The 19461-nt window shown below is 60.4% G+C and carries 23 protein-coding genes and 1 tRNA gene; 9 read left to right on the top strand and 15 right to left on the bottom strand.

Features of this window, described 5'->3' with window-relative positions:
* The first annotated feature begins 15 nt into the window (after positions 1-15).
* The 3 genes from EOA19_RS09055 (at position 16) to EOA19_RS09045 (ending at position 2158) form a co-directional block, all read left to right on the top strand.
* A complete protein-coding gene (locus EOA19_RS09055) occupies positions 16-1263 on the top strand; it encodes a YcbK family protein (RefSeq protein ID WP_023810470.1) in 1248 nt (415 codons plus the stop codon).
* Positions 1264-1504: 241 nt separating this feature from the next.
* Positions 1505-1579: transfer RNA gene (locus tag EOA19_RS09050), tRNA-Glu, on the top strand.
* Positions 1580-1915: 336 nt separating this feature from the next.
* The gene (locus EOA19_RS09045; protein ID WP_023810468.1) at positions 1916-2158 is read left to right on the top strand and encodes a hypothetical protein; all 243 of its coding nucleotides are present in this window, start codon (positions 1916-1918) and stop codon (positions 2156-2158) included.
* A 155-nt stretch (positions 2159-2313) separates the two neighbouring features.
* Here the strand turns inward: EOA19_RS09045 and EOA19_RS09040 are convergent, their stop codons facing one another.
* The gene (locus EOA19_RS09040) at positions 2314-2547 is read right to left on the bottom strand and encodes a hypothetical protein (protein WP_031212982.1); all 234 of its coding nucleotides are present in this window, start codon (positions 2545-2547) and stop codon (positions 2314-2316) included.
* A 1022-nt stretch (positions 2548-3569) separates the two neighbouring features.
* On the opposite strand from EOA19_RS09040, the gene EOA19_RS09035 reads away from it, so the two are divergent.
* The gene (locus EOA19_RS09035) at positions 3570-3869 is read left to right on the top strand and encodes a hypothetical protein (RefSeq protein ID WP_245273186.1); all 300 of its coding nucleotides are present in this window, start codon (positions 3570-3572) and stop codon (positions 3867-3869) included.
* Between the two features lie 492 nt (positions 3870-4361).
* Here EOA19_RS09035 and EOA19_RS09025 read toward each other — a convergent pair whose 3' ends face one another.
* From EOA19_RS09025 to EOA19_RS08970, 11 genes are all read right to left on the bottom strand, one after another.
* Complete coding sequence (locus tag EOA19_RS09025; RefSeq protein ID WP_164892885.1) at positions 4362-5189, bottom strand: methyltransferase domain-containing protein; 828 nt, start codon at positions 5187-5189, stop codon at positions 4362-4364.
* A gap of 272 nt (positions 5190-5461) precedes the next feature.
* Positions 5462-5761, bottom strand: a complete 300-nt coding sequence (locus EOA19_RS09020) for a hypothetical protein (protein ID WP_127297149.1) — start codon at positions 5759-5761, stop codon at positions 5462-5464.
* A 451-nt stretch (positions 5762-6212) separates the two neighbouring features.
* The gene (locus tag EOA19_RS09015; RefSeq protein WP_023810464.1) at positions 6213-6515 is read right to left on the bottom strand and encodes a DUF1330 domain-containing protein; all 303 of its coding nucleotides are present in this window, start codon (positions 6513-6515) and stop codon (positions 6213-6215) included.
* 114 nt (positions 6516-6629) lie between these two features.
* The gene (locus EOA19_RS09010; protein WP_081734816.1) at positions 6630-6872 is read right to left on the bottom strand and encodes a hypothetical protein; all 243 of its coding nucleotides are present in this window, start codon (positions 6870-6872) and stop codon (positions 6630-6632) included.
* Positions 6873-7266: 394 nt separating this feature from the next.
* Positions 7267-7674 carry a TadE/TadG family type IV pilus assembly protein gene (locus EOA19_RS09000; RefSeq protein ID WP_128303353.1) on the bottom strand — a complete coding sequence of 136 codons (408 nt, stop codon included), beginning with the start codon at positions 7672-7674 and terminating at the stop codon, positions 7267-7269.
* Positions 7664-8089, bottom strand: a complete 426-nt coding sequence (locus EOA19_RS08995) for a TadE/TadG family type IV pilus assembly protein (protein WP_050592670.1) — start codon at positions 8087-8089, stop codon at positions 7664-7666. Before EOA19_RS08995 ends, EOA19_RS09000 begins: the two co-directional genes overlap by 11 nt.
* A 19-nt stretch (positions 8090-8108) precedes the next feature.
* Entirely contained in the window at positions 8109-9335 is a 1227-nt protein-coding gene (locus EOA19_RS08990; protein ID WP_023810461.1) for a pilus assembly protein TadG-related protein, read from the bottom strand.
* A gap of 282 nt (positions 9336-9617) precedes the next feature.
* Positions 9618-10022 carry a DUF6074 family protein gene (locus EOA19_RS08985; RefSeq protein ID WP_245486113.1) on the bottom strand — a complete coding sequence of 135 codons (405 nt, stop codon included), beginning with the start codon at positions 10020-10022 and terminating at the stop codon, positions 9618-9620.
* A 70-nt stretch (positions 10023-10092) separates the two neighbouring features.
* Positions 10093-10389, bottom strand: a complete 297-nt coding sequence (locus EOA19_RS08980) for a DUF982 domain-containing protein (RefSeq protein WP_128303352.1) — start codon at positions 10387-10389, stop codon at positions 10093-10095.
* Positions 10390-10548: 159 nt separating this feature from the next.
* Complete coding sequence (locus EOA19_RS08975; protein ID WP_128303351.1) at positions 10549-10788, bottom strand: hypothetical protein; 240 nt, start codon at positions 10786-10788, stop codon at positions 10549-10551.
* Positions 10789-10899: 111 nt separating this feature from the next.
* Positions 10900-11322, bottom strand: a complete 423-nt coding sequence (locus tag EOA19_RS08970) for a hypothetical protein (protein ID WP_023810457.1) — start codon at positions 11320-11322, stop codon at positions 10900-10902.
* A gap of 199 nt (positions 11323-11521) precedes the next feature.
* On the opposite strand from EOA19_RS08970, the gene map reads away from it, so the two are divergent.
* Positions 11522-12349 (top strand): type I methionyl aminopeptidase, encoded by an 828-nt coding sequence (gene map, locus EOA19_RS08965; protein WP_127259746.1) that lies wholly within the window; start codon positions 11522-11524, stop codon positions 12347-12349.
* 26 nt (positions 12350-12375) lie between these two features.
* Here map and EOA19_RS08960 read toward each other — a convergent pair whose 3' ends face one another.
* The 3 genes from EOA19_RS08960 to EOA19_RS08950 are packed head-to-tail and all read right to left on the bottom strand — an operon-like array spanning position 12376 to position 15357.
* Positions 12376-13701 (bottom strand): HAMP domain-containing sensor histidine kinase, encoded by a 1326-nt coding sequence (locus EOA19_RS08960; RefSeq protein ID WP_128303350.1) that lies wholly within the window; start codon positions 13699-13701, stop codon positions 12376-12378.
* Positions 13698-14459: a response regulator transcription factor gene (locus EOA19_RS08955; protein ID WP_032900681.1), complete on the bottom strand. Its 762-nt coding sequence runs from the start codon at positions 14457-14459 to the stop codon at positions 13698-13700. The genes EOA19_RS08960 and EOA19_RS08955 overlap by 4 nt, the downstream gene beginning before the upstream one ends.
* Positions 14460-14499: 40 nt before the next feature.
* Positions 14500-15357, bottom strand: coding sequence for a MipA/OmpV family protein (locus EOA19_RS08950; RefSeq protein WP_128303349.1), 858 nt, complete (start codon positions 15355-15357; stop codon positions 14500-14502).
* Positions 15358-15608: 251 nt separating this feature from the next.
* Between EOA19_RS08950 and radC the strand changes: the two genes are divergently transcribed.
* From radC to EOA19_RS08930, 4 genes are all read left to right on the top strand, one after another.
* The gene (gene radC / locus EOA19_RS08945) at positions 15609-16370 is read left to right on the top strand and encodes a DNA repair protein RadC (RefSeq protein ID WP_127293273.1); all 762 of its coding nucleotides are present in this window, start codon (positions 15609-15611) and stop codon (positions 16368-16370) included.
* A 256-nt stretch (positions 16371-16626) separates the two neighbouring features.
* Entirely contained in the window at positions 16627-17808 is a 1182-nt protein-coding gene (locus EOA19_RS08940; RefSeq protein WP_023810451.1) for a PfkB family carbohydrate kinase, read from the top strand.
* Between the two features lie 70 nt (positions 17809-17878).
* The gene (locus tag EOA19_RS08935; RefSeq protein ID WP_023810450.1) at positions 17879-18652 is read left to right on the top strand and encodes a glutamine amidotransferase; all 774 of its coding nucleotides are present in this window, start codon (positions 17879-17881) and stop codon (positions 18650-18652) included.
* A gap of 28 nt (positions 18653-18680) precedes the next feature.
* On the top strand, positions 18681-19451 hold the full coding sequence (locus EOA19_RS08930; RefSeq protein ID WP_023810449.1) for an ATP-binding cassette domain-containing protein: 771 nt from the start codon (positions 18681-18683) through the stop codon (positions 19449-19451).
* The last annotated feature ends 10 nt before the right edge of the window (positions 19452-19461 follow it).

The following is a 19461-nucleotide window of genomic DNA, read 5'->3' as shown; positions in this document are numbered from 1 at the left end:
ACATCGAGGGGGAATTTGACTTTGAAATCAGCAGGATGGAGCCTCGCAAAGGGAGAACGCCGCGCCATTGTGGCAGCGCTCTGCTCCTTGCTTCTGGCCTCCTGCACTTCGGCTGGCGACCCGACAATGTCGGTCGGAATGCCCGGTTACAATGCCACCGCATCGGACATAAACGCGGCCTCCAGCGGCAAGGCGATCGCCTCCGATTCGTCTGATATCACGACCGAGCAGACGACGGTGATGACGGCAAGCGATACGGCGCTGCCTGAAAAAGTCGCCTACGTGCCTATGTCCAAACCGGGAGCTGCCTTTCCGCTGACCACGCCGGCGGGCGCCGAAACCATCGTTGGAAACACGCCGCAATCGCTGACGCAGCAGGCACAGACCGCGCGCCAAACCGACGCGGTCGCCCAGCAGATTGCCGCGGTCGACGGCGACGTGGCGGCGCCGAAGCCCGCTGCCGTTCCGGCCATGAACAACCCGGTCTATGTGACAGCTGGCGAGATGCCGCAGGCCGAAGCACCAAAGAAGAAAGGCTTCCTCGCCTCGATGTTTGGCGCAACGCCAGCCTCGGCGACACCAGCCCCCATCATCAGCAACGCCCGGACGGGCGAGCAGCCCCCGGCGCAGGCAAAAGCGGCGCCAGCAGCGGCAAAGCCGATCATCACGCTTGCCTCGGCCAGTTCCACGGCCAAGCCGGTGCAGCTGGCTTCGCTCGGCGGCGATACCGGCCACGTCACTGGCAGCGATGCCCTGCCCGGCGTGCGCCAAACGGCCCTGTTCGAGATCAAGCGCAAGTCCGGCCTCGATGACGAAAGCGACGTCGACCTCAACGAGGATGAGGGGCCAATCGGCGGCTCCTATCAGGTTGCGTCAGCCGCCGGCATGGCCCGGTTGGCGCCCAACGGGCTGCTCAAGCAGAACGAGAGCGTCGACGTGGCCTGCCTGAAGCCGTCGCTGGTGCGTGTGCTGAAGACGATCGAAGGCCACTACGGCCGCAAGATGACGGTGACGTCAGGCTATCGCGACCCGGCCCGCAACCGGCGCGCCAACGGCGCCAAAAATTCGCTGCACATGTATTGCGCCGCCGCCGACATCCAGGTGCCCGGCGTTTCGAAATGGGAACTGGCGAGCTACATCAGAAGCATGCCCGGCCGCGGCGGCGTCGGCACCTACTGCCACACAGAATCGGTTCACGTCGACGTCGGCCCCGAGCGCGACTGGAACTGGCGCTGCCGCCGGCGCAGCGGCGGTGACGGCTAGCGCGGATCTGAGATCGGCTGGCGGCCAAGATCGTTCCGTTGGGCATCCCGAATATCGGATTGGCCGAAGCCTTCCCAACTTCATCATTCCGGAGCAGAGCGATGCGGCGTCCCCGCTAATCGTCAAGCTCGCCAACTTCGGGAAATCGTTGATTTGGCAGGCCCGGAAAAAAGTTGTCCAAGGTGGCACCTGACGGGTTGCCGGTTGCGCACAACGCCAGTATAAGCCGCTTCGTCTGAGCGCGCCCATCGTCTAGCGGTTAGGACACCGCCCTTTCACGGCGGTAACAGGGGTTCGATTCCCCTTGGGCGTACCAGATCTTTCAACGACTTAGCCGAATCTGTACCCCATTCGTCACATAAGCGTCGAATAAGCGCAGCGAATTTCAGCGGACGTTCGCGCACAAACCGAATCAACGTGACTGAGAAAAGCCCGCCACCGTGAGGTAGCGGGCCAAACGCGACAGTTCAGGCTGCGCCGCCTTCCGAAGCGTTGACCGCCTCTTCCAATACTTCTTCCGGTAGGAACGACCAGAGCAGCGCGTCAATGTCCTCATGCTTGGTCCGCGAATATGTCGGGTGCGAGCAGATCGAAGTTGGCTTGGTGGACTGGATAACCAGCAAGTAGTTTCGGGGTTAGGAATTAAGGCCATATGGCCCGCTTCTTCTTTGATCTAACGGACGATGGCGAAGTGTTTCCCGACCCTGAAGGCACCGAGCTTAAAAGCCGGAAAGCCGCTGAAGATGAGGCAGCAACAGCGTTACTCGAAATAGCCAAAGACCAGATGCCGGAAACTTTCAGGAAAGTTGCCATCCGTGTCCGCGACCACACCAGCAAGCCGCTATTCACCGTGAAGGTCACGTTCGAGTGGGTGCGTGAGCTGCCCGATGGATGAGGACATCGCCTTAGAGCTATTCATTATGGCGGCGCACCGACGCCAGCGACATGCGGTCGCTGAGGCAGACAACATGCTTTCGGCCATCGCGGAGACGCGCCGCACAATCGCAGAGTCGCGCAAGCTGCTAGAAGGACTAACCGACACGTCAGGCCTTAAGTGGGTAGCACCGGCCCAGTAGTGTTCCACCGGATGAACTCGACTTCCCTTCCGGTCACATCCCGCACGGCTTTCAAAAGCACCTCATGTAAGACGCGTGTCTGTCTGTAGTGGTCGCAGAGCGGCGATATGAACGGCTTGACGATGCTCAGGTGCAGCGCTTCCGCTGCCACCAGAAAGCGCTCGATTTCAACCTGTGATAACTGCTTGGAAGGTTTCGATCGGGCCATTTGTGCGAACTCCGTTTGAGGGGATCGCCGCAACGGAAGGATTATATTCCTCATCGCCATCGGGCTGGCAAGCGACCGTAGTCGGCCCGATCAAGCAGCCGAGCATCGAGCGCGAGCATCAGCGGCTAAAGCGACCTAGCACCCGGATCGACCTTTCTTGATTTGTGAAGCCTTGGCTTCGGCAGCAAGGCGTTGTTCTCGAAGTCGGGCAGTTTTTGTATCTCGCGCCTCTCTCTCGGCCGCGTTAGCAATCTTTGCCTCACGGTCTGCGCGCTCCAACCGGTCTTTGTCGACGCTCCGCTGGGACAGTTTGGCCTCCTGCAGAAGAACCTTCAATTTACAGTTTGCTAAAATGTTCCCATCAATTTTGTCGCCCTGAGGGAGCAGTGACGGCCTTCCGATGTTCTGCTCCGCCAGGGGAACCGAGCGCGATCCAAACCTCCTTTTCGGAGCGTGTTCCAGTGGGTCCGCCCCCACTGGCGGGCAGAGGCGGACCCGGCCGGGGCTTGGAGCCTCGGCCCGGCAGCGGGGGACGCTGCCGCCATTTCCAACCCGCCTCGACATATCAGGTTCCGCTAATACATAAAAAAGCCCCCACAGTTCGGCAGCGGGCCAAACCTTGGACGGAAATCAGATCACCAGCAGGGTTCGAACATTGGCCAATTCACCGGTCCTGTCCCGTGCCACTGAATGACGAAGCATCCTTATGGGCCGGAACTTTGATGCAATAGCGAAGTTCGAGAGGAGATATTTTCGCAGCAGGCACGCAATGAACGGGATCGTAAACGACATCCTGGCCGAGGTGGCAGAGATACTTCCGTCGCTATCACCGGACGAAAAAGATTTGCTGCCGAAACTGCCAGTCGACCCAATTTTCCCAACGACCTGGAACCGGTGATTCGAGCGGAGACGCCACCCCCGGAGCAGAAAGCAGAAACCGCAGACCGTCACTGCGACGGGAAGCCGCCTCAAGGCGAAGCCTGATGTCGGACGACGGGCGGAACCGAGTTCGGGAAGGCGCGTTGCTCACCAGCGCCACGTCACGAAAGGCCGGAGCAATGGCGGACAATCTATCTCGCAGGCAAGAACAGCGTGGCACGCGAAGACTCATGGCGTGGGGCGTGGCGGTTATCGCCGTCCTTTTTCTAGGCCTGATAGCATTCTTTGTACTCACGCCTTTATCGAACGGCTCTTGGCAGACGGCACCGTTCAAGCGTGCTCCTGAGCAAAACCAGGGCGGTAATGCGCCAGCGGACACGTCACCCAGCCCAGGCGTGAAAAAAGACCCTCAGGAAAATACTGAAATGCCCGAGCAGCAGTAGTGGGGTTGGGAACAAATCCGCACCGGTCTGGAAAACTTTTTTCGGGCTGCCGGGCGATTTTAACAAAGAACCCGCCCGCCGACCTTTCCCGCGCGGACCTTCTGGTAATGCTCCTACGAGCGGCCCTGATGCTCCGAAACGTAACCCAGCGCTTGACCCGAGGGTCCAAGAGCCCCTGTCGGGCGTGGCGGAAGAAATGGGGCTCAGGAGGGCGGACCATCCGAACGATAGTGGGCGATTGGCTGTCGCTAATGCGTATCTGCCGGTTCCGCATGCATTGGACGAGGACAGCACTGTGGAAGGAAACGCATGATCAACGCACCATGAGCGCGAGTGACCCTGAGATTGACTGTCAGGAGGCGATGGGCCGGCTTTCAGGTCATCGTGGGCTGAATGCTGGAGGGCCGATATCCCGCACGAGCGCCGCCCGTGACATCAAGCGGCGGCTCGGCGAGGAAAGCGACGTAGAAGGCATAGGCATGATCATGGTGCTTACATTCGTCGCGACCAGGCACCCACCTCATATCGGCCGACCACCACGCTTGCGCTTGCATAAACCTCTGCGCGAATTCGATCTTGAAGCGTCTCGGGACCGAGTTCTGAAGCTGTGATAACGCCCATCTGCTCCATGACCGGAGCCATGATCGCTGCGAGATCGGAGATCAGATCAATGCCGCTCAGACTGTCTGATCCACCTCCGGCTAGAGCACTTACCGCCATGCTAGGGGCCGGCAGCCCGGCTTTGAGGAAGGTCGAATGGAGTTGCAGGCCCATGTTTGGGTTGGTCCCTACCCGACGAAATGTCTCAACGATACATCGAAAGCAGTTGTCGTAGGTCGGGACGGAGGGAAATGAGGCAGCGCCGGTCCAATCGACTTCGTGGAATACTATCACGCCGCCGGGAGCAAGATGCCGCGCAACGCCCCTCAACATTTCGACGGGATCGGGCGAGAACATTAATACGTATCGGCCCACGATAGCGTCGAACGATACATCGAAAGTGAAGGTGGCAGGATCACATTGGTGGAAGATTACATTCTCCAAACCACGTTGCGCGGCTCTCGCCCGAGCAGCGTCAAGAGCCTCCGCCGACCTGTCAGAGCCGATGACAAGACCTGTGGGTCCGACAACATCAGCCGCGAGAAAGGCGACATCCCCGGCGCCGCTCCCCACGTCAAGGACATGCATTCCCGCTCGGAGACCAGCTCGCCGCAGGTAATTCCGTGTCATCGGGTCAACCAATGTCGCCTGCGTCGCAAGCCTTTTCAGTTCTCTTTCCGAATGCCCCAGTTCGTATTCGTGCTGACGTTCGCTTGTCATACTGGTGTCCCCCCGGATGAAAAAGCACAACAAGTTAGAGCTCGAATGCAGGCCCTTGGCGCACTCTAAAGCCGAGCGGCTCATCTGCACTTTAGAGATGTCTAACATAAATGGCGGCTGAAAGGGTGTCTAGGCGCATCCTCATTGGACCTCCCAGAAGTCCTTCAGCGAGGCGAACCCGCCTTGGCGGCCTAGCACGACAGGCTTTTCGAAAGCGGCTACATCCTGAGAATCGACCGCTATGCATCAACCTGGGACAGTCCAAAGGCAGGTCAGCAGCCTTCCGTGGTCTTTTTCATCTGACCAGGAGCAGCCGAGTTAGCATCGGTGTCCTGTTGACCTGGGGCGGCCTGCTTGGCGCTGCCAGTTTGTTGACCCGGAGCGCAGTCCTTGGCGGAGTTCGAGTTCGTTCCACTCGTGGTGGTCGAATCCGTGCCCTGATCGGTCGTAGTGCTCGGCATGGTCTTGGTTGTCGAGGTCGACGATCCGCCTGTGGTCGTGTCGGTCGATTGCGCAAATGCGAGGCCAGTTGACAGTGCCATAATGGCTGAAGCGAAAAGAACCTGTTTCATGATCAACTCCATTTCGGAATGTCCCTTTGGTACCGAACTTCGCTGCGGCACGACGGTTCCAAGAAAAATGGGCAATCCAGAGGTCCGCACCTGGGATTGCCCTATGGCCCGCCACTGGGAAGCTCTCTGCCGTTATCTTCAACGAAGACCTGTCTTCCGCGATCACACCATAGGCTAACGCGGTCACACGGGTCATAATCCTGCTACAAAGTGGTCGATTCCTCAGGGATGTAGCCGCTCCAAGAGCCCGCCGCAGGTCGCCCCCGTGGCGGGCTTTTCAATTGCACGGTCGAGTTGGGTTCTCGGCACTGCGATGATGAGAAAGCCCCGCAGTGGTGGTAAGCCCGTATTTATTGCCTGGTTTCCCGGCTTTAAACAGCTGACTTCGCGGTGTGCGGATTCGGGCAAAAGCCGGATTCTGCCTGATGAAGGCGGAGCCGAGTCACCACTGTCAAACAGTGGGTGTTGCGATCCCCTCAAGCGCAATTATCCTGGTGTTGGCGCAACGCTTACGGATTTCGATAAGGCGCGCGTATTCCGGCGAATTGTACCAGCCCATCAATGACGTCATGTCGGGAAATTCGATAATAACCAAACGGTGTGGCTCCCAATCACCTTCCAAAACCTTGGTCGCACCGCCACGACCTAGATATTTCCCACCATAACGCTCCTCGGTGGCCGGCACATCCCGCCGGTATTCCTCGAACACGGCAGCGTCCTTTATGTCTACATCCGCGATCAGATAGGCGGCCATTTGCGCATCCTTCTTCTCAACGGCGCCCGACCCTTGCGTTCCACTCCCAGGGGGCGGCGCCCGTCGGTCAAGACGACTCTCTTCAGCGCTTCAACCGGCATTCGCCATGCGAAGTCAAAAGCCTGTTACAATCCACGGGTTGGAGTCGTATCCGAGGCGCGGCTCTGCCTTTGCGCCGCTATCTTGCGATTTGGCGGTTCCGGTGACACCGCAGTCCAGATTTGGAACGGGCTTCTTGGCTGACGGGTTGGTGGAACACAAGGCGGCGGCATCACTGACCGCCACCTTCTTTTCCTTGGCATCAGCGACACCAGTCGCAGCGAAAACCACAGCCGCGCAAAATACAGCCACTCTCATTGGAACCCCCTTTATTGCACCCGATAGATGGTCCGACATGACGTAACGTCATCTCAATATTAGCACTAATGAATATATTATCTAGCCCCTTGCCATCAAAAGCAGGCTGAGAGCCAGGCTTGCAGCGCGACCGCCAAAACCGGTGCCGATCTGGACACCAGCCGGCATGAGTCGCATTCTGCTCGTGGGGAAGGATGTGGATCGACAAAACACAGGGGCTGATCAGGCCAAACGCTAGCGGGACCGGACCCTGCGCGGCCGCCGGAGGCGTCTGTCGCATAACGTCGTGTCGTGGGCGCTGATCCTGATGGCGATAACCATTCTCGGTGGTCTAATCGCGCTCAAGGCGTACAAGTAAGCAGAGCCCCAGCACGCGAAGCTATCAGGCCACAGCCTAGCCGCTGCCAAGCAGCGGCACGGTAACGGTTGTCGCGTAGTTGATGGGGAAGGAACTGAAGTAGGGAAAGTCGATGACGAAGGCATAGGCCGCGGTCAGATGCGCCTTGCGGAAGCCGCCGCTCACCGGGTCGATGGCGATGGTGACGTTCACGTCCTTAAACCCCAAGGCCTGCAATTTCTGCGTGGCGATCGATTGAATGTCGGCCTGGGTCAGCGTGTTCTTAAGCTGCAGCGAGCGCGCTGACGTCTCCAGCGTATAGCGAACACTGGAGACCGAGTGCATCGACCAGCCAAAAGCGAAGATCCCGAACAGCAGCATGACGAGGAAGGGGGCGATTAGCGCGAACTCCAGCCCGGCCCCGCCCGATCGATCCTGCCGGAACGCGCTTACCCTAGCGGACACGGATCATCTCCTGGTGACCGATTACAGTGGAAGTGGCAAATGGGCCGAAGGCAATTGGCGGCACCCAGGTGCCCGATGCCTGTATCTGGACATAGACCGCCGGCACCTTCGGCCCACTGCACATGGTGGACACGTCGACCACCGTCGCCCCGCACATACGGATGCGGCTTAGCGTGACCTGACCGTCCTCCGGCCGATTTTCCCAGCTCGCAATGGCAAGAGCTTGGGTCGCCGCATCATCGGTCGATCCGCTCATGACCAGGTTCGCGGCGGTCTTCACACCGGCGCGCATCGACAGTGAACTCGTTACGTAGGACCAGCCGTCCAGAATACCAAGCAGCACCAGGCACAGAATGGGCAGCACCATCGCGAACTCGACCGCCGCAACGCCCGAATCATCGCCAAGGTTCGGCATCGATCGGCGCCCCACGGGGCTACTCGGAAAGTGCCACGGACCGCGCGGCTGGAATGTTGGGCACTCCGAGGCTTGAGCAATCCTGATTGATGGTTGAATTACCGGACCATTGAATCGTATTGGCGACGACCCTGGTGCAGCCGCCCTTGCCCGAGAAGTTGCCAAGATAGTTCACTTGCTGCTTGGGGAAATAGATCGCCCCGGTCAAAAGCGAGTCCGCCGTGCCGTTGAATGTGCTGGATGCACTCATGCCGGTCCTGTCGCCGTAGAACAGAACGCCTGAGTAGGTGCCCGAAGTCGCCGCGCTGAGGTTCACGGACGCATTGCCATTCATGCTGACAGTCGAGCTGCCCGACATGAAGATGGTCACCCCGCTGCCAGTGATGGCCGCATTGGCGTTTATCTTGAAACTGCCCTGGACGACATAGACGCCGGGCGAAAGCGTGACATTGCCCTTTAGGTTCATGCCGCTGCAATAGGTGCCTGGACCGAGCGTCGCCTTGTTGTCGTTCTGGCAGGTGGTCCCGGCCACCGGGGCCGGCAGGTCGACAAAGGGATCGCCGGCAGGCAGTGCCTGGGTGATCGGGGCCGCGCAGACGGTCCTGACGGGATTGCTGAGAGAGACACCGCCCGCCGATATCAGGCAATCGGCCTGCAGACCGGCCGAGCCCTGAAGCTTGATGGCGTCCGAGGCGATCGAATTGGACATGACCGAGCAGCCGCTGAGCTTAACGCTGGTACTGCCGGAAAACAGCACTGCCTGCGAAGCGGATGGATCGAGCGCGAGCATGCAGGCACTCGAGGCATCGGTAATGACGGCCACCGCCCTCGCCTGTTCGGGAACCTTTTCCTGTGTAAAGATCAGGGTGAACATCCGGTCGAGCTTCTGGCCTACGATCACCTCGACCGCTTTTTTTGCCGTATTCGGTCCGGACGCTGGGGGCGTATTGACGACGATCGTGCCCGAGCCCAGTCCGTTCGACGCCGCGGACTGGGTCGCGGCCGCGACGATCGTCGGCTTGTCGGAACCCGAGATCTGTTCGAGCGCACCGGCATAAGCGGCTGCATCGGCCGTCGCCTGCAATCTCAGGCTGTTGTAGTACCAATAGGAGGTCTCGACGCCGAAGCCCGCAGCGCCGACAACGACCGGCAAGGTCAAGGCAAAAATCGTAGCGACATTCGCGCCCGTGCTGCGGCGCATGGCGTCCATTACAAGCCGAACACGGGTGAAGCTACTCAAGGCCATGGTTTAAATTAGAAAGCACGCATAGATGAACGAATGGCTAAAAAGTTCGTTGCATTTTTGAGCAGTGGTCCATTGGCTTCAAAAAAGAAGTGTTTCGCTGGCTGACCAACGCGCAAGCGCATCGATGTCTCAGAGTGGGCCGCCCCTCAAGGCCGGCGGGAAATTGCCGGATTCGCAGCCGAGACCGCGCGAACAACGACCGGGTCTCCGAAAAACACACCGGAGTAAGCGTATTTACAAATTACTGATGCATGTGTGGAGGATGGAGGTTCAGGATTTGCTTCAAGCGGAAAGAATTGGCATCGACTCCGAGGCCGTATCAGCCAACATCTCTCGCTGCACGGCCAGGAAAAACCTGCGCACTTCATCGCCGGCTGCTGTTCTGTCCCTGCCGGATCCGACCACAAGATCGAGCAACTCCGACGCCTTGGCTCTCCAGAACGAGGTGGCGGTCTCGCCATGCAGGTTGCCGAGCTTGGCGGCAACCTCTCTAACCAAGAATACCTGACGGTCGATCGGGAATGCACGGACTTTTTCTGGGGACATCTTCCAAACCATGAGACTGACGCAACGAATCACCATCGCCAACAAGCAATGGCGTAGCCGGGAAGGTGGAAACGGAAGCTTAACGGCGCTGACGTAGGTGCTGCGGTCGTCGGGGACGAAAGGGCGCAGCCCTACGCTCACGACATCGCCGCGTGCGTTCAAACGCGATCGTTGACGTAGGAATCGGGGCAGGCGAAACGGGCGACGGCCCTCAGGCCTGGAGCGCCCTCGCCTCACCGCCGCGCTTGCGCGGCGTCATCATGTCCCTGGCCATCAGTCCACTGGCGCGGCAAAACGCCATGAACGCCCGGCAGGCATCCTCGGTCTTGACCACCTCCACCGTGGCGCCAAAGCAGGCGTTGAACGCTTTCTGATAGATCGGGCCCTGACGGCGCGCAGGCCAGTCCTGGAGAAAATCGAGCGCCTGTTCGACGCCATAGATCTCCTCGACTGGCAGACCGGATCCAGGCGCTATGCGCACCGGCACCTCGAATTGCAGTCTATCCATTTCCTGTCTCCCGAACGGCGTCGCCGAGGCAACGCCGTTCGTCGTCAAAAGTTGCTTTGACCGGCTTTTGGCTCAGAAATGTGTCGTCACTTGGGTCGCGGGCCGCCACATCGCGCCAAAGAAATCGCGCATCCGAGATCTGTCCTGGGTGCCATATGCTCACTGGTTCGCCGAATCCGTCTCCGCGTCGAAGGCCATGCGAATGGCGGTGATCAGTACAAATACCGTCGGCACGGCGAAGATGCCGCCGAGAACAAGGGCCGCCGTCGCCGACAGGCCGAGCGTCTCGGCAACCGCCCAATAGACGGTTCCGATGCAGATGAGCGCCTGGACGGAGAGGAACATGGCAGCCGAGGCCGCGCGCGACAGGGTTTTGAAAGTCTTGATGCGTTGTTGCATTGAAATAATCCGGAAATGACGCGCCGCGCGACCGCTGCGCGGCCGACAGCCGCCGCACGATCACGACGCAACAGGAATAACGATGAGGTAAAGGGTACGGTCCTGGACCGCTCAGGCCGTGATGGTCGGCGGTGCGCGCGGCTGATTGGTGCTCGCCCCGGGAACCGGAGCGGCCCCATATCCCGAAACCATCGCTCTTTGCGATGTCCGTTCGGCCCAAAGAAAAACAGCGTCGGGGACCGGAAGCGCGGGATGGCCGCCGGCGAACTTGACCAGGAGCGGACGGCCGGCACGAACTTCCAGCGCTTGCGCCTTGCCGGTGACACGCAGCAGCGCCGCCACCTCGCCCGACCGCTCGACACCGACACTGGCACCGCTTGGCGCAGACCCCGCAAAGCCTGACGCCGCCGGCAGGCCGAAGCACAGCATCGCCAGCAGCACCATGCCCATCAGGCATGAGCACGCTGCCGTCAGCGGCGCTTCAGGCCATCCGGTTTGCCTGGCCGCCGCGAAGGGACGCGATCTCGAAAACATCACCCGCCCTAACGCACCATGGCCAGAAAGGGAAGCAAACCGGGCAAAAGCCGGCAAGACATGGCCGATGCGAGGCAAATATCCGGAAGCGCGCGGCTACATCAGACAGTTCTTCCTTGAACCTTTTGCCCTCAAGTGCCAAATCTGGGGAGATTTCACGCTGGCTCTCCTGCAGAGCCCTACCCGCTACACGGACAAAATGGTCACCTATCTCGACGCTGCCACGGCCCCGCTCAGAAATACCGGCCAGATCCGCCTCTATGGCGAGGACGGCTTTGCCGGCATGCGCAAGGCATGCGATCTCACCGCACGCTGCCTCGACGAGTTGGTGCCGATGGTCCAGCCCGGCGTCACCACCGAAGCAATAGACCGCTTCGTCTTCGAATTCGGCATGGACCACGGCGCGCTGCCGGCGACGCTCAACTATCGCGGCTACACGAAATCGTCCTGCACCTCGATCAACCATGTCGTCTGCCATGGCATTCCCGACAACAAGCCGCTCAAGGATGGCGACATCGTCAACATCGACGTCACCTACATCCTCGACGGCTGGCACGGCGATTCTTCGCGCATGTATCCGGTCGGCACGATCAAGCGCGCCGCCGAGCGCCTGCTCGAAGTCACGCATGAATGCCTGATGCGCGGCATTGCGGCGGTCAGGCCGGGCGCCCGCACCGGCGCCATCGGCGCCGCCATCCAGACCTTTGCCGAAGGCGAGCGCTGCTCGGTGGTGCGCGACTTCTGCGGCCACGGCGTCGGCCAGCTTTTCCATGACGCGCCTAACATCCTGCATTACGGCAGCGCCAATGAGGGCGTAGAGATGCGGCCTGGCATGATCTTCACCATCGAGCCGATGATCAATCTGGGCAGGCCGCATGTGAAGGTTCTGTCGGACGGCTGGACTGCGGTGACGCGCGACCGCTCGCTGTCGGCGCAGTACGAGCACACGATCGGCGTGACCGACACAGGATGCGAGATTTTCACGCTGTCGCCCCAAAAGCTCGATCGCCCCGGCCTGCCGGCTTAGAGCGCATCTACCCGGCAGGAGGCCGTCTATGCCGACTGCACGCCAGCGGCATTCGGCAGGTCGATGGTGACGACCAGTCCGCTGGGCTGGTTGTCCTGCAATTCGATCCTACCGCCGTGACCCTGGACGATGTCGGCAACGATCGACAGGCCCAGACCGAAGCCATGCTTCGATGCAATGCCGCGCGACGCATCTTCCTTGAAGAATGGTTCGAAAACACGGGCGCGTGCCGTCATCGGAATACCCGGCCCGTCATCCCCTACCATGATGCGCGCCGCCGTGCCGGTCGCCGTCAATGCGACCGTGACGTTGCCAGCGAATTTGACCCCGTTGTCGCAAAGATTGGCGATGGCACGCGCCAATGCATTGGGCTTGCACCAGCCCAGGAGCCGGTCCGGCCCGGAATATGAGACAGGAAATCCGACATCGGAGAACTCGGCGCAAACGGTTTGCAGAACGCTGGCAATGTCGGCGCGCTGCAGCTTCTCCGTCGAAACATCGTTGCGCAGATAGGTCAGGGTCTCGTCGATCAAGATTTCGATGTGCTGGACATCGGACAGGATTGCGGTTCGGATTGGGCCATCATCCATACGCTCGGCGCGAAGCCGCAGCCGCGTCAACGGCGTGCGCAGATCATGACTGACGCTGCGCAACATGCGCGTGCGATTTTCGATCATCGTGCGGATGCGCGTCCTCATCCTGTTCAGGGCGCGCGCCAAGCCCACCATTTCAATGGAGCCGTGTTCGACGAAGAGCTGTTCGGCATTCTCGATCTCGGCCGAACCGACTGCTGCCGAGATGCGCTTCAATGGATCCGTCACGGCCCAAACCGCAAACAGCCAGATCAGCACGGGCAAGGCGACGAAAGCCATGAACCTGTAGAACGAGGCACGGACGAGGCCCGATGTCAGCCAGGAATCGGGCATGCCGAAATGGGCCAGGACGTCCTGCTGGTCCAGGTCGATGACAAACGCGTATCGGCCGCCGATCCTTAGCCAGCGTCCATCAACCGTCCCCCTGTCGATACGCAAAAGCCATTCGACACTTCGCCATTGCAGATATGATTGGGGAATGCCGCGTATCTGGTCCTTGGGCAATATCTCGAAATCAAAGCCGGCCCGCTTTGCTGTCGCCAGAATTGCGCCACGCGCCTCCGCTGGCGTTTCTTGCAACAAGGCAGCAACAACGGCCGCACGCCTTGCGTTATCTTCCGCAGCGGGAAGGTCGACGTTCTCTATGAAACTCTCGACGACCGAACCGACGAACATAATCACGATCACCGCGATGAAAATGATTGCCACAAACTGCCCACGCACGGACTGTGGCAAGAAACGGCGGATGAAACCCCTCATGCTTCCTCTACCGTCGCGGTGAAGATGTAGCCACCCAACCGAACGGTCCTCAAAAGCACCGGATCGCGCGCATCCTTTTCGATCTTCCTGCGGATTCGACTGATATGGACATCGACGCTACGCTCGATCGGCCCCGCGAGCCCGGCATGGGTTACGCCCAGAAGTTCCTCGCGCGAGAGAACCCGGCCTGCATTGCGACAAAACGCAAGCAACAGGTCGAATTCATGCGTCGTGGTCGTAACCCGCGCATTGTTGGGGTCATGCAATTGCCGTCGTATGGGATCGAGGCGCCAGCCGTTGAAACGAAGCACCTTCGACCAGTCCCGCTCGTCTGGAGCATAGGCTGTACGGCGCAGCAGCGCCCGTATCCTGGCCGTCAGTTCGCGTGCGCTGAACGGTTTCGTCACATAGTCGTCCGCGCCGATTTCCAGCCCGAAGATGCGGTCGATTTCCTCACCGAGCGCGGTCAGCATCAGGATCGGAATGTTGGTTCCGGCACGAAGACGGCGACAGATGTTGAGACCGTTTTCGCCCGGCAGCATGACATCGAGCACGATGAGATCGAATTTCTGGTTGCGAAGCGCGGCATTCATCTGGACGCCGCTCTCGGCAATTTCCACGATCATGCCGTTGTCGGTGAGCGTCTCGCCCAGCATGCGTGCGATCTCAAGATCGTCTTCGACAATGAGGATGCGCGAACCTTGCCTTGCCGACCTGGATTCGGCGCTCAAATCGCTTTGGTGCCGTTGCTGTGCCATTCCGGAGTTTGTCTAGCCTGCATTTGGTGCCTGGTAGGCGTCAGAACCGATATCCGACGAGAAGCATCCCTGAAGGCTGGATCTTTTCGACGACAACGGGGCTGTCGGCAGCGTCACCCAAGAGAACACCGACCCCCGCTTCGCCGCGCACCATCCAGTTCTCGTCGAGCATATATGTGGCGGAAATCGAAAAATCGGCGCGCTTCAAACCGGCGCCGGCATCATAGCGCGCCAGCCCCGAGCGAGCCGATTGTTCGGGCGTGACGCCAAAATAGGCCTGCATGTAATTTTCGTCGGCAAAGACGGCGGACGCGCTGGCGCCGATCATCAACGATTGAGACAGAGGCCGGGTCACCTCGATCCCCACCCTGCCCTCCAGGCCATCGCTGCCGCCGATGGTCTTGTCCAGCTGCGCGAATATTTCGGCTGGACCGAACTTCGCCGCTGCCTTCACGCCGACCGTCGCGCCCATGTCGACATCCCCCAAGCCGCGCAGATGGTCGGAGTCGTCTTCCTTGCGGCCCATCTCATAGCCAAGCCGCGCGCTGAACGCGAACGGTCCTTGTCCATAGACGGCGATGTTGGCACCTGTCGGATCGATCGTCACCGTGTCGAGGAATGTCGCCGTGACGAAAGGCACCGGCATGATCTTGAACTCATCGCTGCCCTCGTATTTGGGGACGATGATGGCCCCGCCGCCGAGCACGACATGCCAGTCGGCCAGCTTCTGTTCGAAACGCCCGAAACGGGAAGGCTCGGGCGGCAGGGTAAAATCATCGGAATTCACGGCAATGGCGTCTGCCGCCAGCGCGCCCTCCGAATGCGTCGAAAGCAGGATTGCCATGGCCGCGAGAGATGCCCGGCCGGCAAATAGTCCAGAGTCGATTTTGGCGAACATGCGCGCTCCAGTATAACGAGGCCACGAGCCTCCGATGGCGCCAACATGTCAGGTGAAAGTGGCCGCATGCGTTAAGTGATGTTAAGTTTTGTTGCGCAATCGTGGTTTCATCTTGCCGTATAGGGAAGCCATAGACTGACAGCGGGAGCTGCCACGATCTGCCGTGGATCGTCTCGCGATCGGGGAACAGAACTGTTTCAATCCCGGCCAGAACGGTTCTAATGTCTGCGCTGGAGCAATGTGGGCGGTGTATGGGGAACACAAACGACGACGACGAGCGGAGTTTCTTCTCCGAAGCGCCGATGCGGCCTGCGGCGAAAGCCAAGGCGACGCTCGACGAAAAGCCCCATTACCTCGGTCACCGCGACCGACTGCGCGAGCGTTTTGCCCTGGCGGGCCCGGACGCCCTGCCCGATTACGAACTTCTGGAACTTCTGCTTTTTCGCCTGATCCCTCGTGCCGACACCAAACCGGCGGCCAAGGCGCTGCTGGCGCGCTTCGGCACGCTGGCCGAAGTGCTCGGGGCGCCGGTTGGCCTCCTGCAGGAAGTCAAGGGCATTGGCCCTGCGGTGGCGCTCGATCTCAAGATCGTCGCGGCAACCGCGCAGCGCATGGCGCGCGGAGAGGTGCAGAGTCGCGAAGTCCTCTCGTCCTGGACACAGCTTCTTGCCTATTGCCGGTCGGTCATGGCCTTCGAGGCGCGCGAGCAGTTCCGCATCCTGTTCCTCGACAAGAAGAACGCGCTGATCGCCGACGAGGTTCAGCAGACAGGCACCGTCGACCATACGCCCGTCTACCCGCGCGAGGTGGTCAGGCGCGCCCTCGAACTCTCGGCCACCGCCATCATCCTGGTCCACAATCACCCGTCAGGCGACCCCACACCCTCACGAGCCGATATCGAAATGACGAAGGAGATCATCGAGGCGGGCAAGCGGCTGGGCATCGCGGTGCACGACCACATCATCATCGGGCGCAAGGGATACGCCAGCATGAAGGGCCTGTTGCTGATCTGACGGGCCGGGGGCATGCCACGACCGTCCGATCAAGCCCGGGCGATCGAATGAAGTGCAGGAAATTCGCTTGCACAATCTTTTGCCAAAAAATTTGAAAATTGTTCAATCTTGGAAAGAGGATCCCAGTATCCGCTCTATTTCTGGATTAATCTTCCAATCTATAAGAATTCTCTCTTTGATTTTTAGAAGATAATTCCGTTGAGGCATCGCATTTTCGCTGCTACCGTTTTGAAACGCTTCAATTGGAACTCCGCCATTGCAACGCAAGCGCCCGACCATAGCGGATGTCGCACGAACCGCCGGTGTCTCCATCGGCACGGTGTCGAACTTCATCAATGGAACGGCCAGCCTGAGGGAAGGCACGCGCGACCGCATCGAGAAGGCGGTTGCCGCGCTGATGTATCGGCCGAGCTCCTTTGCGCGCTCACTGCCGGGCCGCGCACCACGCAGGCCAAAGAATCTCGACCATCTGCCAAGACTTCTGGTCGCCGGTAGGGTGAGTGTCGACTTCCTGTGCCGCGTCGACGTGCTGCCGCATCGCGACGACCGGATCACCGCCAGCCACATCGACAAGGCGTTGGGTGGCCCCGCGGCCAATCTCGCGGTTGCCGCCGCCGGCATCGGAGCTCCCTACGCGCTGGACGTTGAGCTGGCGACAGCGGTCGGCCAGGATCCAGAGAGCGATTGGGCGCTCGGCGCGCTTTCGAAATTGGGGGTCCACGCCTTGCCGATCCGCAACACGCCCAACAACCGCCTCTCCCAGGCGATCGTGATCATCGAGCGCAACGGCAGCCGGACGATCATCAGCGAACCGTTCGAGCTTGGCGAGGTCGACCTGACAGCCAATCTGGATATCCAGCCCGAGCAACGTTCGGCCTGCCTTCATATCGAAGGCTTTCACTACGAGACGATGACCGCGTCCATCGCGCGCTTTCATCAGGCGGGCTGGAAGGTGAGCCTGCATTCGGCCGGTCTTCCCAAAAGCGTCCGCACGCCGGAAACCTTCTCGCAGATGGTCAAACAGATCGATCTGACCTTCATCAACGATGTGATGATACGGGAGATCTTCGACTTTCGCAGCCGCATGGCGACGACGATCGAAGAGGTGCGGCTGATGCTGTCACGCATCAAACAACGGGGAACGGTCGTGCTCACCCTCGGCGAGTTCGGCGCCGTCGTTTTTCCGGCGAATGGCGGTCCGCAGATCGAGGTGCCGGCGCTGCCGGTCAATCGCGTCGACGCGACGGGCGCCGGCGACAGCTTTGCCGGCATCTTCCTTGCCCTTTGGCTGCATGGCGCGTCGCTGGGCGACGCCGCGCGCTATGCGGCAATCGGGGCGAGCCTGACGACAACGGTCGAAGGCGCGCAGGGTTACATCGCAGACTTTGCCACGCTGAAGGCTGCGGCCCTGGCGAACAATGCCGTGATAGCCAGTTGAAACAATGGCTTATCGACGTTCGACCTGGCGCGAAAACCGCATCAACCGACGAAATCAGGAGAGTATGATCATGGCGAAAACAAAAGTCCTTCTTGTCGGCGAAAGCTGGGTGAGTTCGGCGACCCACTACAAGGGGTTCGACCAGTTCGGCAGCGTCACCTTTCACCTGGGCGCAACACCCCTGGTGGACGCTTTGAAGGGCAGCGAATTCGATCTCGACTACATGCCCGCCCACGAGGCCGTCGAGAAGCTGCCTTTCACCATGGAAGGGCTGTCGCAATACAGGGCGATCATCCTGTCCGACATTGGCGCGAATTCGCTCCTGCTCCACCCCGATGTCTGGCTGCACGGCAAAACGGTTCCCAACCGGCTCAAGCTCCTGCGCGACTGGACGCTGGCCGGCGGCGGCCTGATCATGATCGGCGGCTATTTCAGCTTCCAGGGCATTGACGGCAAGGCGCGCTGGCATCGCACGGCGGTCGAGGAGGCGCTGCCGGTGACCTGCCTTCCCAATGATGACCGGCTCGAAATTCCGGAGGGCTTTCGTCCTGAGATCACTGGTTCCAGAGACCACCCGCTTTTTGCCGGCATCGAGGGCGAATGGCCGCTGCTGCTCGGTGCCAACGAGGTCATCGCCCGTGATCGCGACGATGTCGAGGTCCTGGCGCGGCTGCCGCAGGACCAGGGCGGTCATCCCCTGCTGGTCACCGGGCGCCATGGCGAAGGGCGTACGCTGGTCTGGACGTCGGACATCGGTCCTCACTGGCTGCCGAACAGTTTTGTCGAATGGCCTGGCTACGCGAGGCTTTGGACCAACGTGCTGCGCTGGGTCAGCAACGCCTAGCCGATCCGCAATCGTCGGGGAACCCGTCATGACAGAGCCCTTTCTTGTCGCCAGAAACATCGCCAAGCGCTTCGGCGCTCTGACCGCGCTGGCAAATGTCGATCTGGAGATCCGCTCCGGCGAGGTGCTGGCGCTTCTCGGCGATAATGGCGCCGGCAAATCGACCTTCATCAAGATCCTGGCAGGCGCTCATCCGCCCAGTGGTGGGGAGCTTGTGATCGAGGGCAATCCGGTCGCCTTTCACTCGCCCAAGGATGCCGCGGCATCGGGGATCGCGACGATCTTTCAGGAACTGGCGCTTTCGGAGAACCTGTCGATCGCAGAAAACGTCTTTCTCGGCCGTGAATTGAAACGCTCCATTTTGGGCATTCCGTTCCTGAAGCGCAAAGAAATGCGCCAGCGCGTCGACGGCCTGCTGAAGGAGCTCGATGCTCATATTTCCGATCCAGAAGCGCCCGTAGGCAGCCTGTCGGGCGGCCAACGTCAGGCCGTCGCAATCTGCCGGGCGCTCAATCTGAATGCCAGGCTGGTCATCATGGATGAGCCGACCGCGGCCCTTGCCGTTGCCGAAACGCGCAAGGTCCTGGCACTGACACGGCGGCTTGCCGCGCGCGGCTGTGCCGTTGTGCTCATCAGCCACAACATTTCCGAGGTCTTCGAGGTCGCCGACCGCATCGTGGTGTTCCGGCGCGGCCGCAAGGTGGCCGAACGGCTGGCCGCCGATACCGATCACGAGGAAGTCGTTTCGCTCATAACAGGCGCTCATCCCGACGTGCGGGCGCTTGAAAAAACAAACTGAAACGCACGTC

The organism is Mesorhizobium sp. M7A.F.Ca.US.010.02.1.1, from assembly GCF_004023085.1.
Classification (GTDB): Bacteria; Pseudomonadota; Alphaproteobacteria; order Rhizobiales; family Rhizobiaceae; genus Mesorhizobium.
The sequence above is the reverse complement of the archived record's forward strand: the minus strand, read 5'-3'. Positions and strand labels throughout refer to the sequence as shown.

Coding starts and splice junctions, on each gene's coding strand:
- EOA19_RS09025 (WP_164892885.1), bottom strand. CDS start 5,189: ATGACAAGCGAACGTCAGCACGAATACGAACTGGGGCATTCGGAAAGA.
- EOA19_RS09015 (WP_023810464.1), bottom strand. CDS start 6,515: ATGGCCGCCTATCTGATCGCGGATGTAGACATAAAGGACGCTGCCGTG.
- EOA19_RS08990 (WP_023810461.1), bottom strand. CDS start 9,335: ATGGCCTTGAGTAGCTTCACCCGTGTTCGGCTTGTAATGGACGCCATG.
- EOA19_RS08935 (WP_023810450.1), top strand. CDS start 17,879: ATGGCGAAAACAAAAGTCCTTCTTGTCGGCGAAAGCTGGGTGAGTTCG.
- EOA19_RS08950 (WP_128303349.1), bottom strand. CDS start 15,357: ATGTTCGCCAAAATCGACTCTGGACTATTTGCCGGCCGGGCATCTCTC.
- EOA19_RS09020 (WP_127297149.1), bottom strand. CDS start 5,761: ATGAAACAGGTTCTTTTCGCTTCAGCCATTATGGCACTGTCAACTGGC.
- EOA19_RS09010 (WP_081734816.1), bottom strand. CDS start 6,872: ATGAGAGTGGCTGTATTTTGCGCGGCTGTGGTTTTCGCTGCGACTGGT.
- EOA19_RS08995 (WP_050592670.1), bottom strand. CDS start 8,089: ATGCCGAACCTTGGCGATGATTCGGGCGTTGCGGCGGTCGAGTTCGCG.
- EOA19_RS08980 (WP_128303352.1), bottom strand. CDS start 10,389: ATGGATAGACTGCAATTCGAGGTGCCGGTGCGCATAGCGCCTGGATCC.
- EOA19_RS08930 (WP_023810449.1), top strand. CDS start 18,681: ATGACAGAGCCCTTTCTTGTCGCCAGAAACATCGCCAAGCGCTTCGGC.
- EOA19_RS09045 (WP_023810468.1), top strand. CDS start 1,916: ATGGCCCGCTTCTTCTTTGATCTAACGGACGATGGCGAAGTGTTTCCC.
- radC (WP_127293273.1), top strand. CDS start 15,609: ATGGGGAACACAAACGACGACGACGAGCGGAGTTTCTTCTCCGAAGCG.
- EOA19_RS08970 (WP_023810457.1), bottom strand. CDS start 11,322: ATGTTTTCGAGATCGCGTCCCTTCGCGGCGGCCAGGCAAACCGGATGG.
- EOA19_RS08955 (WP_032900681.1), bottom strand. CDS start 14,459: ATGGCACAGCAACGGCACCAAAGCGATTTGAGCGCCGAATCCAGGTCG.
- EOA19_RS08975 (WP_128303351.1), bottom strand. CDS start 10,788: ATGCAACAACGCATCAAGACTTTCAAAACCCTGTCGCGCGCGGCCTCG.
- map (WP_127259746.1), top strand. CDS start 11,522: ATGGTCACCTATCTCGACGCTGCCACGGCCCCGCTCAGAAATACCGGC.
- EOA19_RS08960 (WP_128303350.1), bottom strand. CDS start 13,701: ATGAGGGGTTTCATCCGCCGTTTCTTGCCACAGTCCGTGCGTGGGCAG.
- EOA19_RS09040 (WP_031212982.1), bottom strand. CDS start 2,547: ATGGCCCGATCGAAACCTTCCAAGCAGTTATCACAGGTTGAAATCGAG.